This window comes from Thauera aromatica, from assembly GCF_023093595.1.
In the GTDB taxonomy this organism is placed as follows: Bacteria; Pseudomonadota; Gammaproteobacteria; order Burkholderiales; family Rhodocyclaceae; genus Thauera; species Thauera aromatica_A.
On the sequence record NZ_JALLIK010000108.1, the window covers coordinates 90411 to 107281 of the forward strand.

12 protein-coding genes, 1 other RNA gene and 1 pseudogene are annotated in these 16871 nt (G+C 69.9%); 9 read left to right on the forward strand and 5 right to left on the reverse strand.

Features of this window, described 5'->3' with window-relative positions; translation table 11 throughout:
• Positions 1 to 91: 91 nt before the first annotated feature.
• Genes MXC99_RS14000 through MXC99_RS14035 form a run of 8 tightly spaced genes read left to right on the forward strand, consistent with a single transcriptional unit; the run spans position 92 to position 9539 of the window.
• Positions 92 to 1774: a methyl-accepting chemotaxis protein gene (locus tag MXC99_RS14000; RefSeq protein ID WP_247726043.1), complete on the forward strand. Its 1683-nt coding sequence runs from the start codon at positions 92 to 94 to the stop codon at positions 1772 to 1774.
• Positions 1771 to 2844: a chemotaxis-specific protein-glutamate methyltransferase CheB gene (cheB, locus tag MXC99_RS14005; protein WP_247726044.1), complete on the forward strand. Its 1074-nt coding sequence runs from the start codon at positions 1771 to 1773 to the stop codon at positions 2842 to 2844. The genes MXC99_RS14000 and cheB overlap by 4 nt, the downstream gene beginning before the upstream one ends.
• Complete coding sequence (locus tag MXC99_RS14010; protein WP_247726045.1) at positions 2841 to 4388, forward strand: CheR family methyltransferase; 1548 nt, start codon at positions 2841 to 2843, stop codon at positions 4386 to 4388. Before cheB ends, MXC99_RS14010 begins: the two co-directional genes overlap by 4 nt.
• A 5-nt stretch (positions 4389 to 4393) precedes the next feature.
• Positions 4394 to 6553 carry a hybrid sensor histidine kinase/response regulator gene (locus tag MXC99_RS14015; protein WP_247726046.1) on the forward strand — a complete coding sequence of 720 codons (2160 nt, stop codon included), beginning with the start codon at positions 4394 to 4396 and terminating at the stop codon, positions 6551 to 6553.
• 24 nt (positions 6554 to 6577) lie between these two features.
• Positions 6578 to 6943, forward strand: coding sequence for a response regulator (locus MXC99_RS14020; RefSeq protein WP_247726047.1), 366 nt, complete (start codon positions 6578 to 6580; stop codon positions 6941 to 6943).
• Positions 6944 to 6956: 13 nt separating this feature from the next.
• A complete protein-coding gene (locus tag MXC99_RS14025; protein ID WP_247726048.1) occupies positions 6957 to 8639 on the forward strand; it encodes a diguanylate cyclase in 1683 nt (560 codons plus the stop codon).
• Complete coding sequence (locus tag MXC99_RS14030; protein WP_247726049.1) at positions 8636 to 9151, forward strand: chemotaxis protein CheW; 516 nt, start codon at positions 8636 to 8638, stop codon at positions 9149 to 9151. The genes MXC99_RS14025 and MXC99_RS14030 overlap by 4 nt, the downstream gene beginning before the upstream one ends.
• Positions 9152 to 9176: 25 nt before the next feature.
• Complete coding sequence (locus MXC99_RS14035) at positions 9177 to 9539, forward strand: hypothetical protein (protein WP_247726050.1); 363 nt, start codon at positions 9177 to 9179, stop codon at positions 9537 to 9539.
• A gap of 85 nt (positions 9540 to 9624) precedes the next feature.
• On the opposite strand, the gene MXC99_RS14040 is transcribed toward MXC99_RS14035, so the two are convergent.
• The 3 genes from MXC99_RS14040 to MXC99_RS14050 form a co-directional block, all read right to left on the reverse strand.
• Positions 9625 to 12390 carry a diguanylate cyclase domain-containing protein gene (locus MXC99_RS14040; RefSeq protein ID WP_247726051.1) on the reverse strand — a complete coding sequence of 922 codons (2766 nt, stop codon included), beginning with the start codon at positions 12388 to 12390 and terminating at the stop codon, positions 9625 to 9627.
• A 114-nt stretch (positions 12391 to 12504) separates the two neighbouring features.
• Positions 12505 to 14331 carry an SLC13 family permease gene (locus tag MXC99_RS14045; RefSeq protein WP_247726052.1) on the reverse strand — a complete coding sequence of 609 codons (1827 nt, stop codon included), beginning with the start codon at positions 14329 to 14331 and terminating at the stop codon, positions 12505 to 12507.
• Between the two features lie 52 nt (positions 14332 to 14383).
• Positions 14384 to 15199 (reverse strand): nitroreductase family protein, encoded by an 816-nt coding sequence (locus MXC99_RS14050; protein ID WP_247726053.1) that lies wholly within the window; start codon positions 15197 to 15199, stop codon positions 14384 to 14386.
• A gap of 100 nt (positions 15200 to 15299) precedes the next feature.
• Here MXC99_RS14050 and ffs point away from each other — a divergent pair.
• Positions 15300 to 15398, forward strand: an RNA gene (gene ffs / locus MXC99_RS14055) — signal recognition particle sRNA small type.
• A 71-nt stretch (positions 15399 to 15469) separates the two neighbouring features.
• Here ffs and MXC99_RS14060 read toward each other — a convergent pair.
• Both MXC99_RS14060 and cfa read right to left on the reverse strand, forming a co-directional pair.
• Positions 15470 to 15598, reverse strand: a pseudogene (locus MXC99_RS14060) (ZIP family metal transporter); the annotation flags it as partial.
• The gene (gene cfa, locus MXC99_RS14065) at positions 15599 to 16810 is read right to left on the reverse strand and encodes a cyclopropane fatty acyl phospholipid synthase (protein WP_247726054.1); all 1212 of its coding nucleotides are present in this window, start codon (positions 16808 to 16810) and stop codon (positions 15599 to 15601) included.
• Positions 16811 to 16871 lie beyond the last annotated feature (61 nt).

The following is a 16871-nucleotide window of genomic DNA, read 5'->3' on the forward strand; positions in this document are numbered from 1 at the left end:
CTTCCGCGGCATCCCAGAGACATGACGAAAAGGTGTACGATTGGCGCCCGGACCGGACGCCGGCGGTACCGGGATTTCGCCTGGAGGTGTGATGTTCTCGAAGATGAAGGTAGCCACCAAGCTGACGATCGGCTTCGGGCTGGTGATCATGCTGTTGCTCGCGGTATCGGCGATCAGCCTGCTGCGCATGGGCGAGCTCAACGGCCAGCTGCACGTCGTTGGCGGGCAGTTGTGGCCGCGGGTGGCGATGCTCGGGGAAGTGCGCCACGAATCGGACACGATCGCGATCGCCCTGCACAAGATGCTGCTGGCCGACAACGGTGCCGATCGCGCGCGCAACCGCGAGGTGGTGATGGCCGGGCGGCAATCGATCGGCGGCAACCTCGAGCGCCTGGACCAGCTCGCGACCCATCCGCGCGACCGGGAACTGCTCGAGGCAGTCCGGCGCGAGCGTGGGCGCTACATCGTCGGCCAGGATGAGCTGATCGAGCTGATTTCGAGTGAGCGCCTGCCCGAGGCGCGCGCCTACCTGAACAACGCGCTGCGGCCGCAACTGGCCGACTACCAGAGCGCGATCGCGGCGGCGGCGGATTTTCAGAGCCAGTCGCTGCATGCCGGCATCGACCAGGCCACCGCCGCTACCGAAGGGGCGCGGGTGCAGGTGCTCGTTTCCGCCGGGGCGGCCCTGGTCGTGGCCCTGCTCGCCGGCTTCCTGATCATGCGCAGCCTGGCGCGCGAGATGGGGGGCGAGCCGGGCTATGCGGCCAAGGTCGCGCACCGGGTCGCGGAAGGCGACTTTACCGCGAAGGTGGCGCTGCGCTCCGGAGATTCCTCCAGCCTGCTCGCGGCGATGAAGGAGATGGTCGGCAAGCTGTCGATGGCATTCGGCGAGATCCATGCCGCCGGCGGTGCGCTCGTTGCCGCTTCGGAGGAAGTGGGCACGTCCGTGCAGCAGCAGGCGGCGATGTCGAGCCAGATGTCTTCGGCGGTGGCCGAAATCACGTCGACGATGGAGGAGTTCTCGGCCTCTTCGTCGGAAATCGCCCAGAACGCCGCGGTGGTGGTCGACATGGCGCAGCAGACCCTGGCCAACAGCCGCAGGGGGGCGGAAGGCGTGCGCATGGTGCTCGAGCGCATGGAGGACATCCGCAACGACAACGAGCACAACCTGCACGAGATCATGGCCCTGGGCGCGCGCTCGAAGGAAATCGGCCGGATCATGGAAATCATCAACGCGGTCGCGGACCAGACCCGGCTGATCGCGTTCAACGCCGCGCTCGAAGCTTCCAGCGCCGGCGAGGCCGGCCGGCGCTTTTCCGTGGTGGCGGCGGAGATCCGCCGCCTGGCCGACAGCGTCGCCGACTCCTCGGAAGACGTCGCGGCCAAGGTCGGCGAGATCCAGGACTCGATCAACCGCCTGGTCGTCACCTCCGAGAAGAGTGCGAGCGTGATCGTGGCCGGTACCGAAGCCAGCGACGAGGCGGCGCACAACCTCGACGAGATTCTCGAAACCGCAGCCGGCACCGACAGCGCGGCGCAGCAGATTTCGCTCGCCACCCAGCAGCAGAAGACCGCGAGCACCCAGGTCGTGGTCGCGCTGCGCGAGATCGTCGGCGCCAACCGCCACGGCGCCCAATCCACCGAGCGCGTCGTCCAGGTGGGCAAGGAGCTGAAGCGGCTGGCGGCGGACCTGTTCGAAACCACCCGCCGCTTCAGGTACCGGGACGATGACGGCGGCGATCGCCGTGCCGACGCGGCGGCGCCCGGGGCATGAATCCTGCCGCTCTCCAGCGGCCGCTGCGCGTGCTCGTGGCCGACGACAGTGCGGTGGCGCGCGGCGTCATCCGCGCCTGCCTCGAGCGTGACCGGGGCATCGAGATCGTCGCCGAGGCCGGCAACGGGCTGCAGGCGGTGGAACTGGCGCAGACGCTGCGCCCGGACCTGGTGACGATGGACCTCGACATGCCGGTGCTGGGCGGGCTGGATGCGATCGAGCGGATCATGGCGCATCGCGCCGTACCGATCCTGGTGATCACCAGTGCCGACGACGCCGCGATTGCCGGCGAGGCGATCCAGCGCGGAGCGCTCGAAGTCGTCCGCAAGCCCCGCTGCAGCGAAGACGAGGCGCGCGATCTCGTCGCCCGCATCCGCCTGCTCGCCGGCGTACCGGTGATCACCCGGCGCTTCCGCACCGATCCGGAACCGTCCGCGCCGCCCCCCGGTTCCGCGCCGCACCGGCCCGTTCCGGCGCCGGCGGGGGAGGGCGCGGAGGGGCGCATCGTCGCCATCGCCGCCTCGACCGGCGGCCCTCAGGCCCTGGCCCGCATCCTGCCCCGGCTGCCGGCCGCTTTCCGCGCCCCGGTGGTGATCGCCCAGCATATCTCCGAGGGCTTCGCCGAGGGGATGGCGGGGTGGCTGGCGGGGCTGTGCGCGCTGCCGGTCGTGCTCGCCTGCGACGGTCAGCGGCTCGAGGCCGGACACGTCTATGTTTCGCCGCCCGAGCGCAATCTGGTCGTCACCGCTGCCCGCCGCCTGGCGCTGGTCGAGCCCTCGGCGACCGATGTCCACCACCCGAGCTGTGATGTCCTGCTGCGTACGGTAGCCAAGGTGTTCGGTGCCGGCGCGATCGGCGTGATCCTGTCGGGCATGGGGCGCGATGGTGCCCGCGGCCTGGGCGCGCTGCGCGCGGCCGGTGGGGTCACGATCGCCCAGGATGAAGCCTCGTCGGTGGTGTTCGGCATGAACCGGGTGGCGATCGAGCAGGGGGCGGTGGAACGCGTGCTGCCTGTGGACCGGATCGGCGACGAGATCCTGGCTCTGCTTGCAGACCGGGGACGACGATGAGCGAGGCGCCGCTCGATGCCATCGGCGAGCTGATCACCGCGCGTTTCGGACTCGTGTTCGAGGGGGAGGCGGGACGACGCCTGGCGAGCGCGGTGGCTGCCCGCATCGAGGCCCGCGAGCTGGCCGGCGCGGCCCGCTACCTGGCCCTGCTCGCCGATGATGAGGACGAGCGGCGAACGCTGGCCGAGCAGCTGACCGTGCATGAAACCTATTTCTTCCGGGAGGCGGAACAGATCCGTTTCGTCGCGGATACCCTCGTTCCGCGCCTGCTGGCGGCAGGAAAGGACGGCATGCCGCTGCGCATCCTCAGCGCCGGCTGCTCTTCGGGGGAGGAGCCGTATTCGCTGGCGATCGCGCTGTTCGAGCGTTACCGTGAGCGTACCCCCGCGCTGTTTTCGATCACCGCCGGTGATCTCTCCCGGCCCATGTTGGCGCGGGCGCGTCAGGCACAGTACTCGGAGTTTTCCTTTCGCGGAGTCGATGCGGAGCTCCGTGCGCGCTATTTCGACTTCGCCGGCGGCCATTACCGGCTGCGGCCCTTCGTGCGGGCGGTGGTCGGCTTTTGCGAGCTCAACCTGCTCGAACCCGCTTTTCCCGAAGGGACGGCGCCCTTCGACATCGTGTTCATGCGCAACGTCAGCATCTATTTCGAGAAGGCGGTCCGGCGCCGGATTCTCGAGGCCCTCGCCGGCTGGATGCGGCCCGGCGGGCTGCTGGTCACCGGGGTCGCGGAAACACTCGCCAACGACCTCGGCGTGTTCGAGCTCGTCGAGGAAGCGGGGCTGTTCCATTTTTCCCATCCGTCGGTGCCGTGCGCCGGGGCGCGCATCGCCTCCGCCGGGCGGGAGGAAATGCGCACGCCGGAGGGCAAGGGACGGATGCCTCCTTTCGTGCGTACGCCGACCAGCGCGCCGCCGCGTCCGGCCCTGAAACCCGCGTTGCGGCCGGCAATGGCGGCCCGGCAGGCGCGCACCGGACCGGTTTTGCGCGCCCGCGCCGCCGCTCCCGCGGAAGACGCGGCGACGCTCGACCTGGACGAATTGATCGGGCTGGTGCACGACGAACGCTATGAGCAGGCCTGGCCGCTGGTGTCGGCGCGCCTGCAGGCCGACCCCGAGGATCATGCGGCACTGCTGCTCGGCGCCTACATCAGCCTGAACCGGCAACGTTTCGACGAAGCGAGGGCGGCGGCCCTGGGGGCGCTCGCGCGCGATGCCTGGTCGGTGGAGGCGCATTACCTGCTCGGACTGATCGACAAGTGGCGTGGCGAGCTGACGGCGGCGGCGGAATGGTTCAAGAAGGCGGTTTATCTGAACCGGGACTGCTGGCCGGCCCATTTCCACCTCGGCAGCCTCTATGCGCAGCAGGGCGAAATCACTGCCGCGCAGCGCGCCTGGCGGGCGGTGCTGCAGCTGCTCGACGCCGCAGGCGGGGGCGGTCCGGGCATCGCCATCCTCCCCGTCGGCCTGCGCCCGGCGGAAGTGCGCTTTCTCTGCGAGCGCCGTCTGGGCCGTGAATTGCAGCTGTCCGGAAGCGGAGGCTGAGGGCGGTGGCGATCAACATCGGCCGCTTCATGGACCGTTTCGTCGAGGAGGCGAGGGAGCACCTCGGCCGCCTCGGCGAAGGTCTGACCGCCCTCGAGGCCGGCCACGCCGATGCCGAGCTGATCAATGCCCTGTTCCGCTCCGCGCATACGGTGAAGGGTTCGTCGCGGATGCTCAAGCTGACGCCGATCACCGCGACGGCCCATCTTCTGGAGGACGTGCTCGGCGCCCTGCGCGAAGGCCGGGTGCGCTTCGATCACCGTCTTGCGGGCGCGCTTTATCAAGGCATCGATGCGATCGCGGCGCAGGTCGACTGCCTGGCCGCCACCCGTGACGCGACCGCCTTGCCGGCGCCCGCTGCGGCGCTGTGCGCCGCCCTGGCGGCTGCGGCGGCGCCGGATTCGGCGTCTGACTGCGGAAATCCGCTGCAGCCGCCGGCCGGGGATGTCGCGGATGTGCCCGGGCCGGCCGGCGAAGGCGGCAGCGCGGAGGCTGCGCGCGCACGCCAGGCCGGGTTCGATACGGTACGGATCCGGGTGGACAAGCTCGACGAGCTCATCGGCCTGATGGGGGAATTCGCTTCCTCGCAGGCCCGGGTGCGGGAGTGGGCGGCGCAGGCGCATGTACTCGAACGCGAGCTGGCGCGCGGCATTGCCGATCCCTCCCGCCTGCCCGCGGTGCACGAGCGCATGCGCGCTTTCGGCCGGACGCTGCGCGACGGCGTCCGCACCCAGGAAATGATGATCGGCGCCCTCCACGAGCGCACGCTGGTGATGCGCATGCTGCCGCTGGGCGTCATCTTCGACGCGATGGGGCGGATGATGCGCGATTTCGCCCGCTCGCTCGGCAAGGACGTGGAGTTCGTCGTCCGCGGCAGTGAAATCGAGCTCGACCGCCAGGTCATCGACAAGCTCTCCGATCCGCTCGTCCATCTGCTGCGCAACGCCGTCGACCATGGGCTGGAGCCGCCCGCGGCGCGGCGGCGCAGCGGCAAGGCGGAGCGGGGGCGGGTCGAGCTCGTCGCGCGCCAGGACGGGGCGCATGCGGTGATCGAAGTCGCCGACGACGGCGCCGGTATCGACCTCGACGCGGTGCGCGAAAAGGCGCTGGCGCGCGGGCTGATCGACGCCGGCGAGGCCGCGGCCCTGTCGGAAAAGGCGGTGATCGACCTGTTGTTCCTTCCCGGCTTTTCCACCGCCGGAATCATCACCGACGTCTCCGGGCGGGGGGTCGGGCTCGATGTGGTCAGGCAGACCCTGGCCGAGGAGCTCTCCGGCGAGATCGGGGTGCATTCCCGTCCCGGACAGGGCGCGCGCTTCGTGCTGCGCCTGCCGCTGAGCCTGGCCCGGCTGCGGATGCTGCTGGTGGAGGTCGCGGGTCATCCGTTCGGGATTCCCGCGCATGGCGTGAGCGAGATCGTCCGCCGGCCGGCGGAGGCCTTGCTGAAGGTGGCCGAGCGCAGTGCGGTGATCGTGCGCAACGAGTTCGTTCCGGTCGTGGCGCTGGATGTGCTGCTCGGCCTGCCGCCGCGACCGGCGGCCGGTGGCGGCGCGCTGCTGCTGGTGCTGAGCGTGCGCGGCGACAAGATCGCGCTGCGGGTCGATGCCCTGCTCGACGAGCGCGACATGGTGATCAAGCCGCTTCCGGCGATGCTCGCGCAGGCCCGCTTCGTGACCGGCGCGGTCGAGATCGGCAGCGGGGCACTGGCCTGCGTGCTCCATGCGCCGGCGTTGTTCGTGCATGCGCGCCATGCCGGCGCCGACGCGCCGCGCCGGGTGCCGGGCGCCGGCGCGGGGAACGCCCGCCGCCTGCTGGTGGTGGACGATTCGCTCAATACCCGCGAGCTCGAAAAGGAAGTGCTCGAAGCCCATGGCTACCTGGTCACGCTCGCCGAGGACGGGGTCGATGGCCTGGCCAAGGCGCTGGCCGAAGACTTCGACGCGGTGTTGACCGACGTCGAGATGCCGCGGATGGACGGTTTCTCGCTGACCGCGCGGCTGCGGGAGGAAGAGCGCTACCGGCACCGGCCGATCCTGATCATCACCTCCCGCGAGCGCGACGAGGACAAGCGGCGCGGCATGCAGGTCGGCGCCGACGCCTACATCGTCAAGGGCGACTTCGATCAGCGCAGCCTGGTCGAAACCCTGAAAACCCTGCTGGCCTGAACGGTCGGCGCCTGGAGATGAACCGTGCGGATCCTGATCGTGGATGACGACCCTTTTGCCGGCCAGGTGGCGGCGGCGATCCTGGAAGAGCTGGGCCATGACACCATGCTGTGTGAGAATGCGCCTGATGCCGCCGCACAATTGGGAAAAGGCGGAAACGTCGACCTGATCGTCTGCGACATGAACATGCCCCTGATCAGCGGGATCGAGCTGTTCCGCGAACTGCGCGCCCAGGATTGCCGCATTCCCTTCGTCCTCCTCAGCGGGGACGATCCGGCCAGCCTGCTTGCCGCCGAGCCCGGGCTCGACGCCTGCGTGCTGAAGGATGGCGATCTCGACAACAACCTTGCCCGCGCCGTCGAGCGCATCGCCCGAGCGCGGGCGGCATGACCCGAGAACACGGATGAACGTACCCACTGCTGCCGCCAAGCCGGCCGAGCGCCTGAAGAAGCTGCGCGACGATTTCGTTTCCCACTTGCCCGGGCGGATCGGGCGCATGCGCGAAGTGCTCGGCGAGAGCGCCGGGCACGGCTGCGACTGCTGCAGGAATGAAGAGCTGCAGCGCCTGTTCCACAACCTCAAGGGCTCGGCGGCGGTGTTCGGCTTCGACGGCCTGCGCGAGATCGCACTCGAAGGCGAGATCCTGGCCAACGGCTGCGACGACAGCACGCGCTGCCGCCAGGCGCTGGGCTTCGCGGTGGACCGGCTGGAGCGGGCGGCGGCCGAGATTGCGGGGGCGCCCGTGGCGGCCGAGGGCGGGGAGTTCCTCGGCTTCAACCTGGACCATGCCGGCCTGCCGGCGACCGCCGATGCCTGCGGCCGCCTGATCTACGTGTGCGACGACGATGCCGCCTCGCTCGACCAGCTGGTGACCCAGGTGGGTTGCTTCGGCTACGAAGTCCAGGGCTTTCCCGACACCGCGGCGCTCGAGCGTGCCATCGATGACCGCCGCCCGGACTGCGTGGTGATGGACATCCACTTCCCCGACAACCGCAATTCGGGCACCGAGTTCATGGCCGCCATCAACCGGCGCTTCGACCCGCCGCTGAACACGGTCTTCATCTCCGCACGCGACGACTTCGAGGCCCGCCTGCATGCGGTGCGGGCAGGGGGGACGTCCTACTTCCTGAAGCCGGTGCGCTCGGCCGACCTTGCCGCGGTGCTCGACGAGATCACCCACGTCCAGCCGGTCGAACCCTACCGCATTCTGGTGATCGACGACGAGCGGGAAGTGGCGGCCTACCACTGCATGATCCTCGAGGAAGCCGGGATGATGACGACGCGCGTCTCCGACCCGCTGCGGGCGCTCGAGGTGCTGGAGGCGTTCCGCCCCGACATGGTGCTGATGGACATGTACATGCCGGGGTGCTCGGGGACCGAGCTGGCGCAGGTGATCCGCCAGGTGCCGAGCCATTTCTCGCTGCCGATCCTGTTCTTCTCCAGTGAGTCGGACCAGCGCAAGCAGCGTGCGGCGATGCGCATCGGCGCCGACGGCTTCATGGTCAAGCCGATCGACCCGGTAGCGCTGGTGTCGGAAGTCGCGATCCGCGCCGAGCGTACCCGCGCCTTGCGTGCGCTGATCGTGCGCGACAGCCTGACCGGGCTGTTCAATCATTCGACGACCCTGTACATGCTCGAGAACGCGATCGCCGCCAGCGACCGCAACCGCACCGGGCTGTGTTTCGCGCTGATCGACATCGACCACTTCAAGCGCATCAACGACAGCTACGGCCATCGCGCCGGCGACCAGGTGATCGCTTCCCTGGCGCGGATGCTGAAGCAGCACTTCCGCAACTCGGACGTGATCGGCCGCCATGGCGGCGAAGAGTTCGCGGTGATCATGCCCTATGCCGCGCTTGACATGGCGGTGGCGCGCATCGATCAGCTCCGGACCCTGTTCGAGCGCGTCGAGTTCGCCGACGGCGCCCAGGCGTTCACCTGCACCTTCAGTGCCGGGGTGGCGCAGCACGTGGCCGGCAGCAGCCTTGCGAGCCTGTTCGGCGTGGCCGACCGGGCCTTGTACCGAGCCAAGCAGGGGGGGCGCAACCGCGTGCTCGCCTCGGTGAGCGAAGCGGTGGCCGCGTGAACACGCCGACGCTCGAGCAGGTGCTCGCGCTGCACGCTTCGGCCGCGGCGCAGATCGTCGAAGTGGATGAGCCGATGGCCAAGCTGGTGGTGTTCGAGCTTGGCGGCGATCGCTTCGCCCTGCGCGGGGAATGCGTGCGCGAGATCCTCGCCGAGACGCCGGTGTTCTTCGTGCCCGGCTGTCCGGCGCAGATCGAAGGGGTGATCAACCTGCGCGGCAGCGTCGAGTCGGTGTTGCGTATCGACGATGCGCTCGGGCTTGCGCCGGAAAAGGGCGAAGGCGCCCGGGCGATGCTGCTGATCGAAGCCGCGGGCATCCGCAGCGCGATCCGGGTCGGGCGCGTCATCGACGTCTGCGATGTCCTCGAAAGTGCCATCGAGCCGCCCCCCGGAGCCCTCGCCGAGGTCTTGCAAGGCGTGGTCTGCGGTATCGTCGGGGCGGCGGATGCACCGGCCTTGCTGCTCGATCCGGCGCTCCTGCTCACCCGCCATGGCGGCAGGACGGAGCGCTGAGGTGGGCGCCGGAGCGCCCGGCGCCGTGCTCGACATCGTCTTGTTCCGCTCCGGGCCGGCGGTGTGCGGCATCGAGGCCCGCCACGTGGGGACGTCGCGGCTTTGCGTCGCCGGGGATGAAGCGCCCGCCACCATCGAGTCCGTCCTCGGCCTCGCGCCGGTCCGTCCGCGTGCGCCGGTGCGCCTTGCGCTGCGCGCTGCGGGCGGGATGCGGGAGGTGCTGGCGGACGGCCCGCTCGAGCTGCTCCGCGTCGAGGTGACCGACATCGTGCCGCTGCCGCCCCTGATCGAGGCGATGAAGCGAAGCACTACCCTGAAGGGGCTTGCCGTCGCCGGCGACCGGGTGCTGGCCTTGTTCGGACCTGCGGACGGCGGCGCCGGGTTTTGAGCGCCTCCAGGTAACCTGGGGCGGCCCGGCGCTTTCCTGCGCGGCGTCACCGGCCGTGCCCGGCGGTGGCGTTGCCGGCCGGCGTTCAGGCCGGGCCGGCGGGGAGCGGCTGTGGATTGCCGGTTTCGGCGTTGACGCGGTTGCGCCCGCCCGCCTTGGCACGGTAGAGCGCCTCGTCGGCACGGCGCAGCAGGGTTTCCGGCGCCGCGTCCGGCGTCGGCACCGCTGCGGCGACACCGATGCTGACGGTTATCCTGCCATGGGGCGATAACACGTGCGGCAGCGCCTGTGCGGCGACGGCATGGCACAGGATGTCGGCGAGCGCGGTGGCTTTTTCGAGATCCGACTCGGCGCAGATCACCGCGAATTCTTCCCCACCGTAGCGTGCGGCGAGGTCTCCGGCGCGCTTGACGCAGGACTGGATCGCGTGGGCGACGCGGATCAGGCACTCGTCTCCGGCCTGATGGCCGTAGTGGTCGTTGTATTTCTTGAACAGGTCGATGTCGACCATCAGGATCGCCAGCGGCTGCGCCGTGCGCAGCGCCCGGGCCCATTCGCTGCGCAGCATCTCGTCGAAGTGGCGGCGGTTGGAAATGCCGGTCAGGCCGTCGGTGAGGGACAGCATGGCCAGCTTGTGGTTGGCCGCTTCCAGCTCTTCGGTGCGCTCCCTGACCTTGTGTTCGAGGGTTTCGGTATGGCGCTTGAGCTGAGCCGCCATGCTGTCCATCGCGGCAAACAGCGCCGCCACTTCGCGGATCGGACCGGGTTCGTGCGATGCCGGCTGCCAGTCGCCGCGGGCGAGCCTGGAGGAGACGCGGCTCAGCGAGCGCAGGGGCCGTGCCACCCAGTCGGAGACGAGCAGGCCGATCATCAGGCTGAGGATCATCACCGCCAGTGCCAGGTAGAGGATGTTGTGCAGCGTGTCGCTGGCCATGGCTTCGAAGTGCGCGGTCGGCAGGATCAGGCCGATGGTCAGGGTCGGCCCCTGCGCCAGCGCGAAACTATGCCATTCGAAGAGGAAATTCCCGTTGCCGATCGGAAGGGATGCGCTGCCTTCGGGATGCGCGGATGCCGCGAGGGTTCGGGCGGCGGCACGGATGAGCGGGCTGTCGCTTTCCGCGAGGGGGATGCGGACGGCCTCTTCGCCATCGAGCCGGTAGATCGGAGCCAGCGCCGAGTTCGCCAGCAACAGGCCGTTGGCTTCGGCAATGAAGGCCGTCGCGCGGGTGCCGGCGGTCAGCTCGCGCAGGAACTCGCTGAGCTGGGATAGCGCCACATCGGCGGTGGCGACGCCGATGAAGCTGCCGTGCGAGTCGAACAACGGGGCGGACATGCCGATGCCCATGGTGTCGTAGACCCCTTCGGCGTCGTTGATCGCATAGCGGTAGGCCGGGTACCAGGCCAGGGCGCCGGAGTCCAGCGCAGCCTGGAACCAGGGGCGGCGCCTGGCATCGAATCGGCCCATCCCGGTAGACATCAGGCTCGTGCTCCGGCCCGTCTGGTCGGTACGGAAAATATGCATCACGTAGCCGTCGGCGGCACGCGAGTGGAGCATCCGCAAGGCCTTGTCGGCACCGTGCGGCGGGCGGCTGGCGGCGTAGTATTCGCCGTCCGCCATGCCCATCGACACGAAAGTGAGTAGCGGCTGCTGGCGGATCTGGGAGAGGAAGCCGCGCATCAGATCCTCGGGTTTTTCGTACCGGAGCAGGCCGGCCCGAGCCTGCTCGACGTTGAACGCGACGAAATGCCGCGGCACTTCGAAAAAGGCCGCTACGCGATCGTGCAGGCGATCGCCGATTTCCCGTGCCAGCGCCTGGCTGAAACGCTCGGTCGACTGCTGGGCGTTGCGGTAGGACACCCACCCGCCGATCGCGAGGATGGGCAGGAGGACCAGCAGCGATGCTCCCAGCAGGAAGGCGCGGATGCCGATTCGGGCCCCGGCCGGAAGCAACGGGTGCGCCGGGTTCGCGCCGCCGCCGTGCCCGAACGCTCCGCCGCGGTATAGCAGCAGGAGCGCCAGGGCGAGGCTGATGGCGGCGCCGGCGGTATAGATGCGGGCGATGCGCGCCGCCACTTCGGTATCGTCCCCTCTCGGGGTTGCGCCCAGGCGCCAGCGGCCACCCGCCGGCAGGGCGACGTCTACCGCGACGTGGGGGCGTCGGAACAGGGTGGTGTCGCCGTGGAAGGGAGGGCCTTGCGCGCCGCTGCCCTCGCGGCCGCGGATCGCCAGGGTGAACGGCAAGCCGGGAGAGGACAGGCCCGCGTCCTCGAGGAGGCCTTCGAGCTCGACGACGGTAGACACCATTCCCCAGAACGCTCCCGGCTCGTCATCGGCGGCGGGGTGGAAGACCGGGGTGCGTACGATCAGCCCGGGGCGTCCGTTCTGCACCAGCGACAGGGGGCCGGCTATCACGGTGGTACGCCGCTCGATTGCGCGCCGCACCCCTTCCATCTGTTCCGGACGGGTGTCGAAATGCATCCCCAGCACGGCTTCGTTACCCGCGAGCGGGTGGACGAAAACCACCTCCAGACCGCGCGACACGGCGACGTTGATGATCCGCCGGTGGTCGTTGATCAGTTTTTCGGCGAGGGGCTGCAGCTTTTCCGCGGTGACGGTGCGTTCGGAGAGGATGGCTGCGGCGACATCGTGGTTCAGCTGTACCAGTGCGGACAGCGTGCGTTCAAGCTGGAATGCCGCGGCCTGGAGGCGGACTTCGATCCGGCTCGATTGCGACCGCTCGCCCAGCCGGCGGTCGTACTGCGCGATGGCTACGGTCAGGGCCGCGCCCAGGCACAGGGCCAGGACCACGCTCGCCCACACCTTCGCTTCGAGGTGACGAAAGCCCGGCACGGATCGAATCCTGTCATGTGATGACGTCCAGCATATCAGCCGCCGCCGATCGAGTGAATGCGGATCGGCGCGCCGGGATCGTGCTGCGGCGCGGGTTTCGGCCCCGGATGCGGCTTACAAGGGCCAGGCCAGCAACAGCATCGGCATGGCGACGGCGAGCACCAGCAGGTCGAGCGGCAGGCCCATGCGCCAGTAGTCGCCGAAGCGGAAGCCGCCCGGGCCCAGGATCAGGGTGTTGTTCTGGTGCCCGATCGGGGTCAGGAAGGCGCAGGAGGCGCCGATCGCGACGGCCATCAGGAAGGTGTCGGGGTTGACGCCGAGCCCGGTGGCCGCACCGAGGCCGATCGGAGCCATGACCGCGGCGGTGGCGGCGTTGTTCATCAGGTCGGTGAGCAGCATCGTGGTGAGGAGGATCAGGGCGAGGCCGATCACGGCATCTCCCCGGGCCAGGCTGCCGAGCAGCAGGCGGGCGAGGAGATCGGCGGCGCCGCTGCTCTGGAAGGCGCCGGCGACCGGCAACAGGGCGGCCAGCAGCACGACCACCGGCCAGTCCACCGCCTCGTACACCGCGCGTGGATGCACCGTGCGCAGCGCCATCGAAGCCAGTACGCCGGCGGTGAAGGACAGCGCTGCCGGCAACAGGCCGAGGGCGGCGGCGGCTACCGCCGCCAGCATGATGGCGGTGGCGGTGAACGCCTTGCGCTTGTCCGGGATGCGCAGCTCGCGTCCGGCCAGCGGTACGCAGCCGAAGTCGGCGGCGAATTCGGCCAGGGTGTCGGAATCCCCCTGCATCAGCAGCAGGTCGCCGGGGCGGATCTTGAGCGTGCGCAGCCGCGCCCGGGCGCGTGCGCCGTCACGCGACACCGCGAGCAGGTTCAGGCCGTAGCGCGAACGCAGCAGGATGTCGCTGGCCGAGCGCCCGGCGAGGGCGGATTCGGGGCGCACGACGAGCTCCAGCAGCACCAGTTCGTCGCCGCGCTCGGCGTCCTTGCCGGCTCCGGGGGGCGTGTCCGGGACGCTTCTTTTTTGCCCATCGCCGGCATCCGGCGGGTGGGCTTCGGCGAGCTCGAGCCCGAGGCCGGTGAGCACGCCGGGCAGAGTCTCGACCTCGGCTTCGATCACCAGGATGTCGCCGGTGCGGACGATCCGCCCGCCGCTCGGCGCGATCATCCGCACCTCGTTGCGCACCAGGCCGACCACCTGTGCGCCGGCCTCGTCGAGCTTGGCTTCGATTTCGCGCAGGCGCATGCCGGCCGCCGGGCTGTCGTCCTGTACGCGCGCCTCGGTGAGATAGGCGCCGGTGTCGAAACCGGCGGCACCGGGCTGCGCTCTTGCCGGTACCAGCCGCCAGCCGAGCAGGGCAATGAAGGCGAGCCCGGCCAGGGCGAGAGGCAGGCCGGCGAGGGTGAAGTCGAACATCGCGAAGCCGCCCGCTCCGGTCTGGTTCGCCCGGAAGCCGGAGACGATGAGGTTGGGCGGAGTGCCGATCAGGGTCGTGGTGCCGCCGAGGATGGAGGCGAAGGCGAGCGGCATCAGCACCTTGCCCGGCGGCAGCTCGAGGCGGCCGGCGAGCTGGAGCGCCACCGGCATCAGCAAGGCCAGCGCGCCGACGTTGTTCATGAAGCCCGACAGCACCGCGGCGAGCGCGGTCAGCGCGGCGATGCCCGCGGTCGGCCCGCCGCGGGCGGGCAGCACGGCGCGGGTGAGCACGTCGATGGCGCCCGAGCTCTGCAGGCCGCGGCTCAGCACCAGCACGCAGGCGACGGTGACCACCGCCGGATGGCCGAAGCCGGCGAACGCCGCGTCCGGCTCGACCAGGCCGGCCAGCACGCAGGCCAGCAGCGCGCCCGCAGCCACCATGTCGTGGCGCCAGCGCCCCCACAGGAACAGGGCGACGGTGGCGCAGAGGATGGCCAGGATCAGGAGCTGGTCGTGGGTCATCGGAGCATTCGCCGGGGCGGTCGTGGCGCCCGGGAAAGGCGGATTTCCGCGCCTATTCCAGCTTGAAGCCGAGGGCGTGCAGGGCTTCGACAAGGCGGTGGCGGCCGGACAGGGTTTCCGGGCCGGCGATGCGTTTGGTCGAGTGCACCGCCCAGCTGCCATGCACGTTCATCTGCTGGGCCTCGTAGAACCGTGCCATCGCCTGATTGTAGGCTTCGACGCCCTCGTCCTGGGCGGACTGCGAGTAGGTCTCGTGGTGCAGCACCACCGACTGCGGCGGACGCGGCTTGACGGCGGCCGGGTGCGCCGGATCGGGAGTGCCGACGCACATGCCGAACACCGCGAACACTTCGGGCGGCAATTCGAGCAGGCGGGCGACTTCTTCCGGCCGGTTGCGCATGCCGCCGATATAGACCATGCCGAGGCCGAGCGATTCGGCCGCGGTGGCGGCGTTCTGCGCGGCGAGCGCGGCATCGATGACGCCGGTGAGGAACATCTCCAGGTAGTCGAGGCCGGCGGACGGGCGTGCGAGCCGGGTAGCGACCCGGCGCAGGCGGGCGAGGTCGGCGAGCCACACCAGCTGCAGCGGCGCCTCGCGGACGTGGGCCTGGTCGCCGGCGAGCGCGGCCAGCTGCTCGCGCCGGGCCGCGTCGCGCACGGCGACGACGCTCCAGACATTGAGGTTCGACGAACTGGCGGCCGACTGGGCGGCGGCGATGATCGCGGCGAGCTGGGCGTCGCTGACCGGGTCGGGGAGGAAGGAGCGCACCGAGCGGTGATCGAGCAGGTGCTCGATGAACGGGTTGAGGGCGTCGGTGGCGGGGGCGGATTCGCCGCCGTAGCGGGCAGACAAGCGTTGCGCGGTCATGGGCAGGAGGTGTCCGGAGAAGGGGAATCCGCAGTATATCGGCTGCGTCGTGCGATCCGGCATCCCGCGGCAGCGGCGGTGCTGCTACAATGCCGGCCGTGGCGGGTCTCCCCGCATTGCAGCGCGGTGAACCTGGTCAGGGCCGGAAGGCAGCAGCCACAGCCGTTTCCTGCAAGTGCCGGGGGTCGGGCTCGCCACCCTGGACATCGAAGCCGAAGGGCGCTCCATTGCGGGCGCCCTTCGGCTTTTCCCCGGTCCGGAGTGCGGCGCTCAGGCGAGCACGCGGTCCATCACCATCATCGCCGCGAAGCCGCTGACCAGCCCCGCGGTGGCGAGGGTCTCGTGGCCGCGGCGGTGCGATTCCGGGATGATCTCGTGGCTGACCACGAACAGCGGTGCTCACTCGGGGCGGCGGTAGCCTCCCGCGACGCCGCGCGGCGACATGACGATCTGCCACAGCTGGTTGCTGCGCGCGCGAAAGGTGCCGGCGCAGGCGAGCAGGTAGTAGCGCCACATGCGGTGGAAGCGCTCGCCGTAGCGTGCGGCGAAGCGCGGCCAGGCGGCTTCGAAGCGGGCGTGCCAGGCCATCAGGGTGCGGTCGTAGTCGGCGCCGAAGTTGTGCACGTCTTCGATGATGAAGCTGTCTTCGGCGGCGTCGGCGATCTGGCCGAGCGAGGGCAGGTCGCCATTGGGGAAGATGTAGCGGTCGATCCAGGGGTCGGTCGGGGTGCGGCGCAGATTCTTGCCGATGGTGTGGAGCAGGAACAGACCGTCCTCCTTCACGCTGCGCCGCACCATCTCGAAGAAGGCGCCGTGGTTCTTGGCGCCGACGTGCTCGAACATGCCGATCGAGGCGATGCGGTCGAAGCGTTCGTTGCCGCCGCGGTTGAACTGGCGGTAGTCCTGCAGACGGAAGGCGACCGGCAGTCCGGCGCAGCGGCCTTGGCCATGCTCGGCCTGCTCGCGCGAGATGGTGAGGCCGACGCATTCGGCGCCGTAGTGCTCGGCGGCGAATTTCATCAGGCTGCCCCAGCCGCAACCGATGTCGAGCAGGCGCATGCCGGGTGCGAGGCCGAGCTTGCGACAGATCAGGTCGAGCTTGGCGGTCTGCGCCTGTTCCAGCGTGCCGGCGTTGGCCCAGTAGCCGCAGGTGTAGGCGAGGTGGCCGTCGAGCATGGCTTCGAAGAAGTCGTTGCCCAGATCGTAGTGCAGGGCGCCGACCTGCCAGCTACGGCGCAGGCTTTGCAGATTGAACAGGCGGGCACGGATGCCCTGCACCCGCAGCGCGCCGGTGCCGACTTTCTCGTCGAGGCGGGCGAACAGCACGCGGGCGATGAATTCGTCCAGGCGGGCGCAGTCCCACCAGCCTTCGGTGTAGCTTTCGCCCAGGCCGAGGCTGCCGCGGGCGAGGATGCGCTCCGCGGTCTGCGGGTGGTGGATCACCATGTCCCAGGGGCGTTCGCCGTTGACTTCGATGTCGGCGCCGGCGAGCAGGTCGGCGATCGCACGCAGGGCAGGCTCATGCGCGGCCCGGCCGCGCGGGGAGGCGGCCGGCGTGTCCCGGTGGCCGGCGGGGGGGCGTCCGGTGGCGGTGGTGAGCTTCGTTTCCATCGTTGTTCTCCCGGCGTTGGATGGAGGGAACAAGGGCGTCATTGCCTGTCCGCCGCGATCA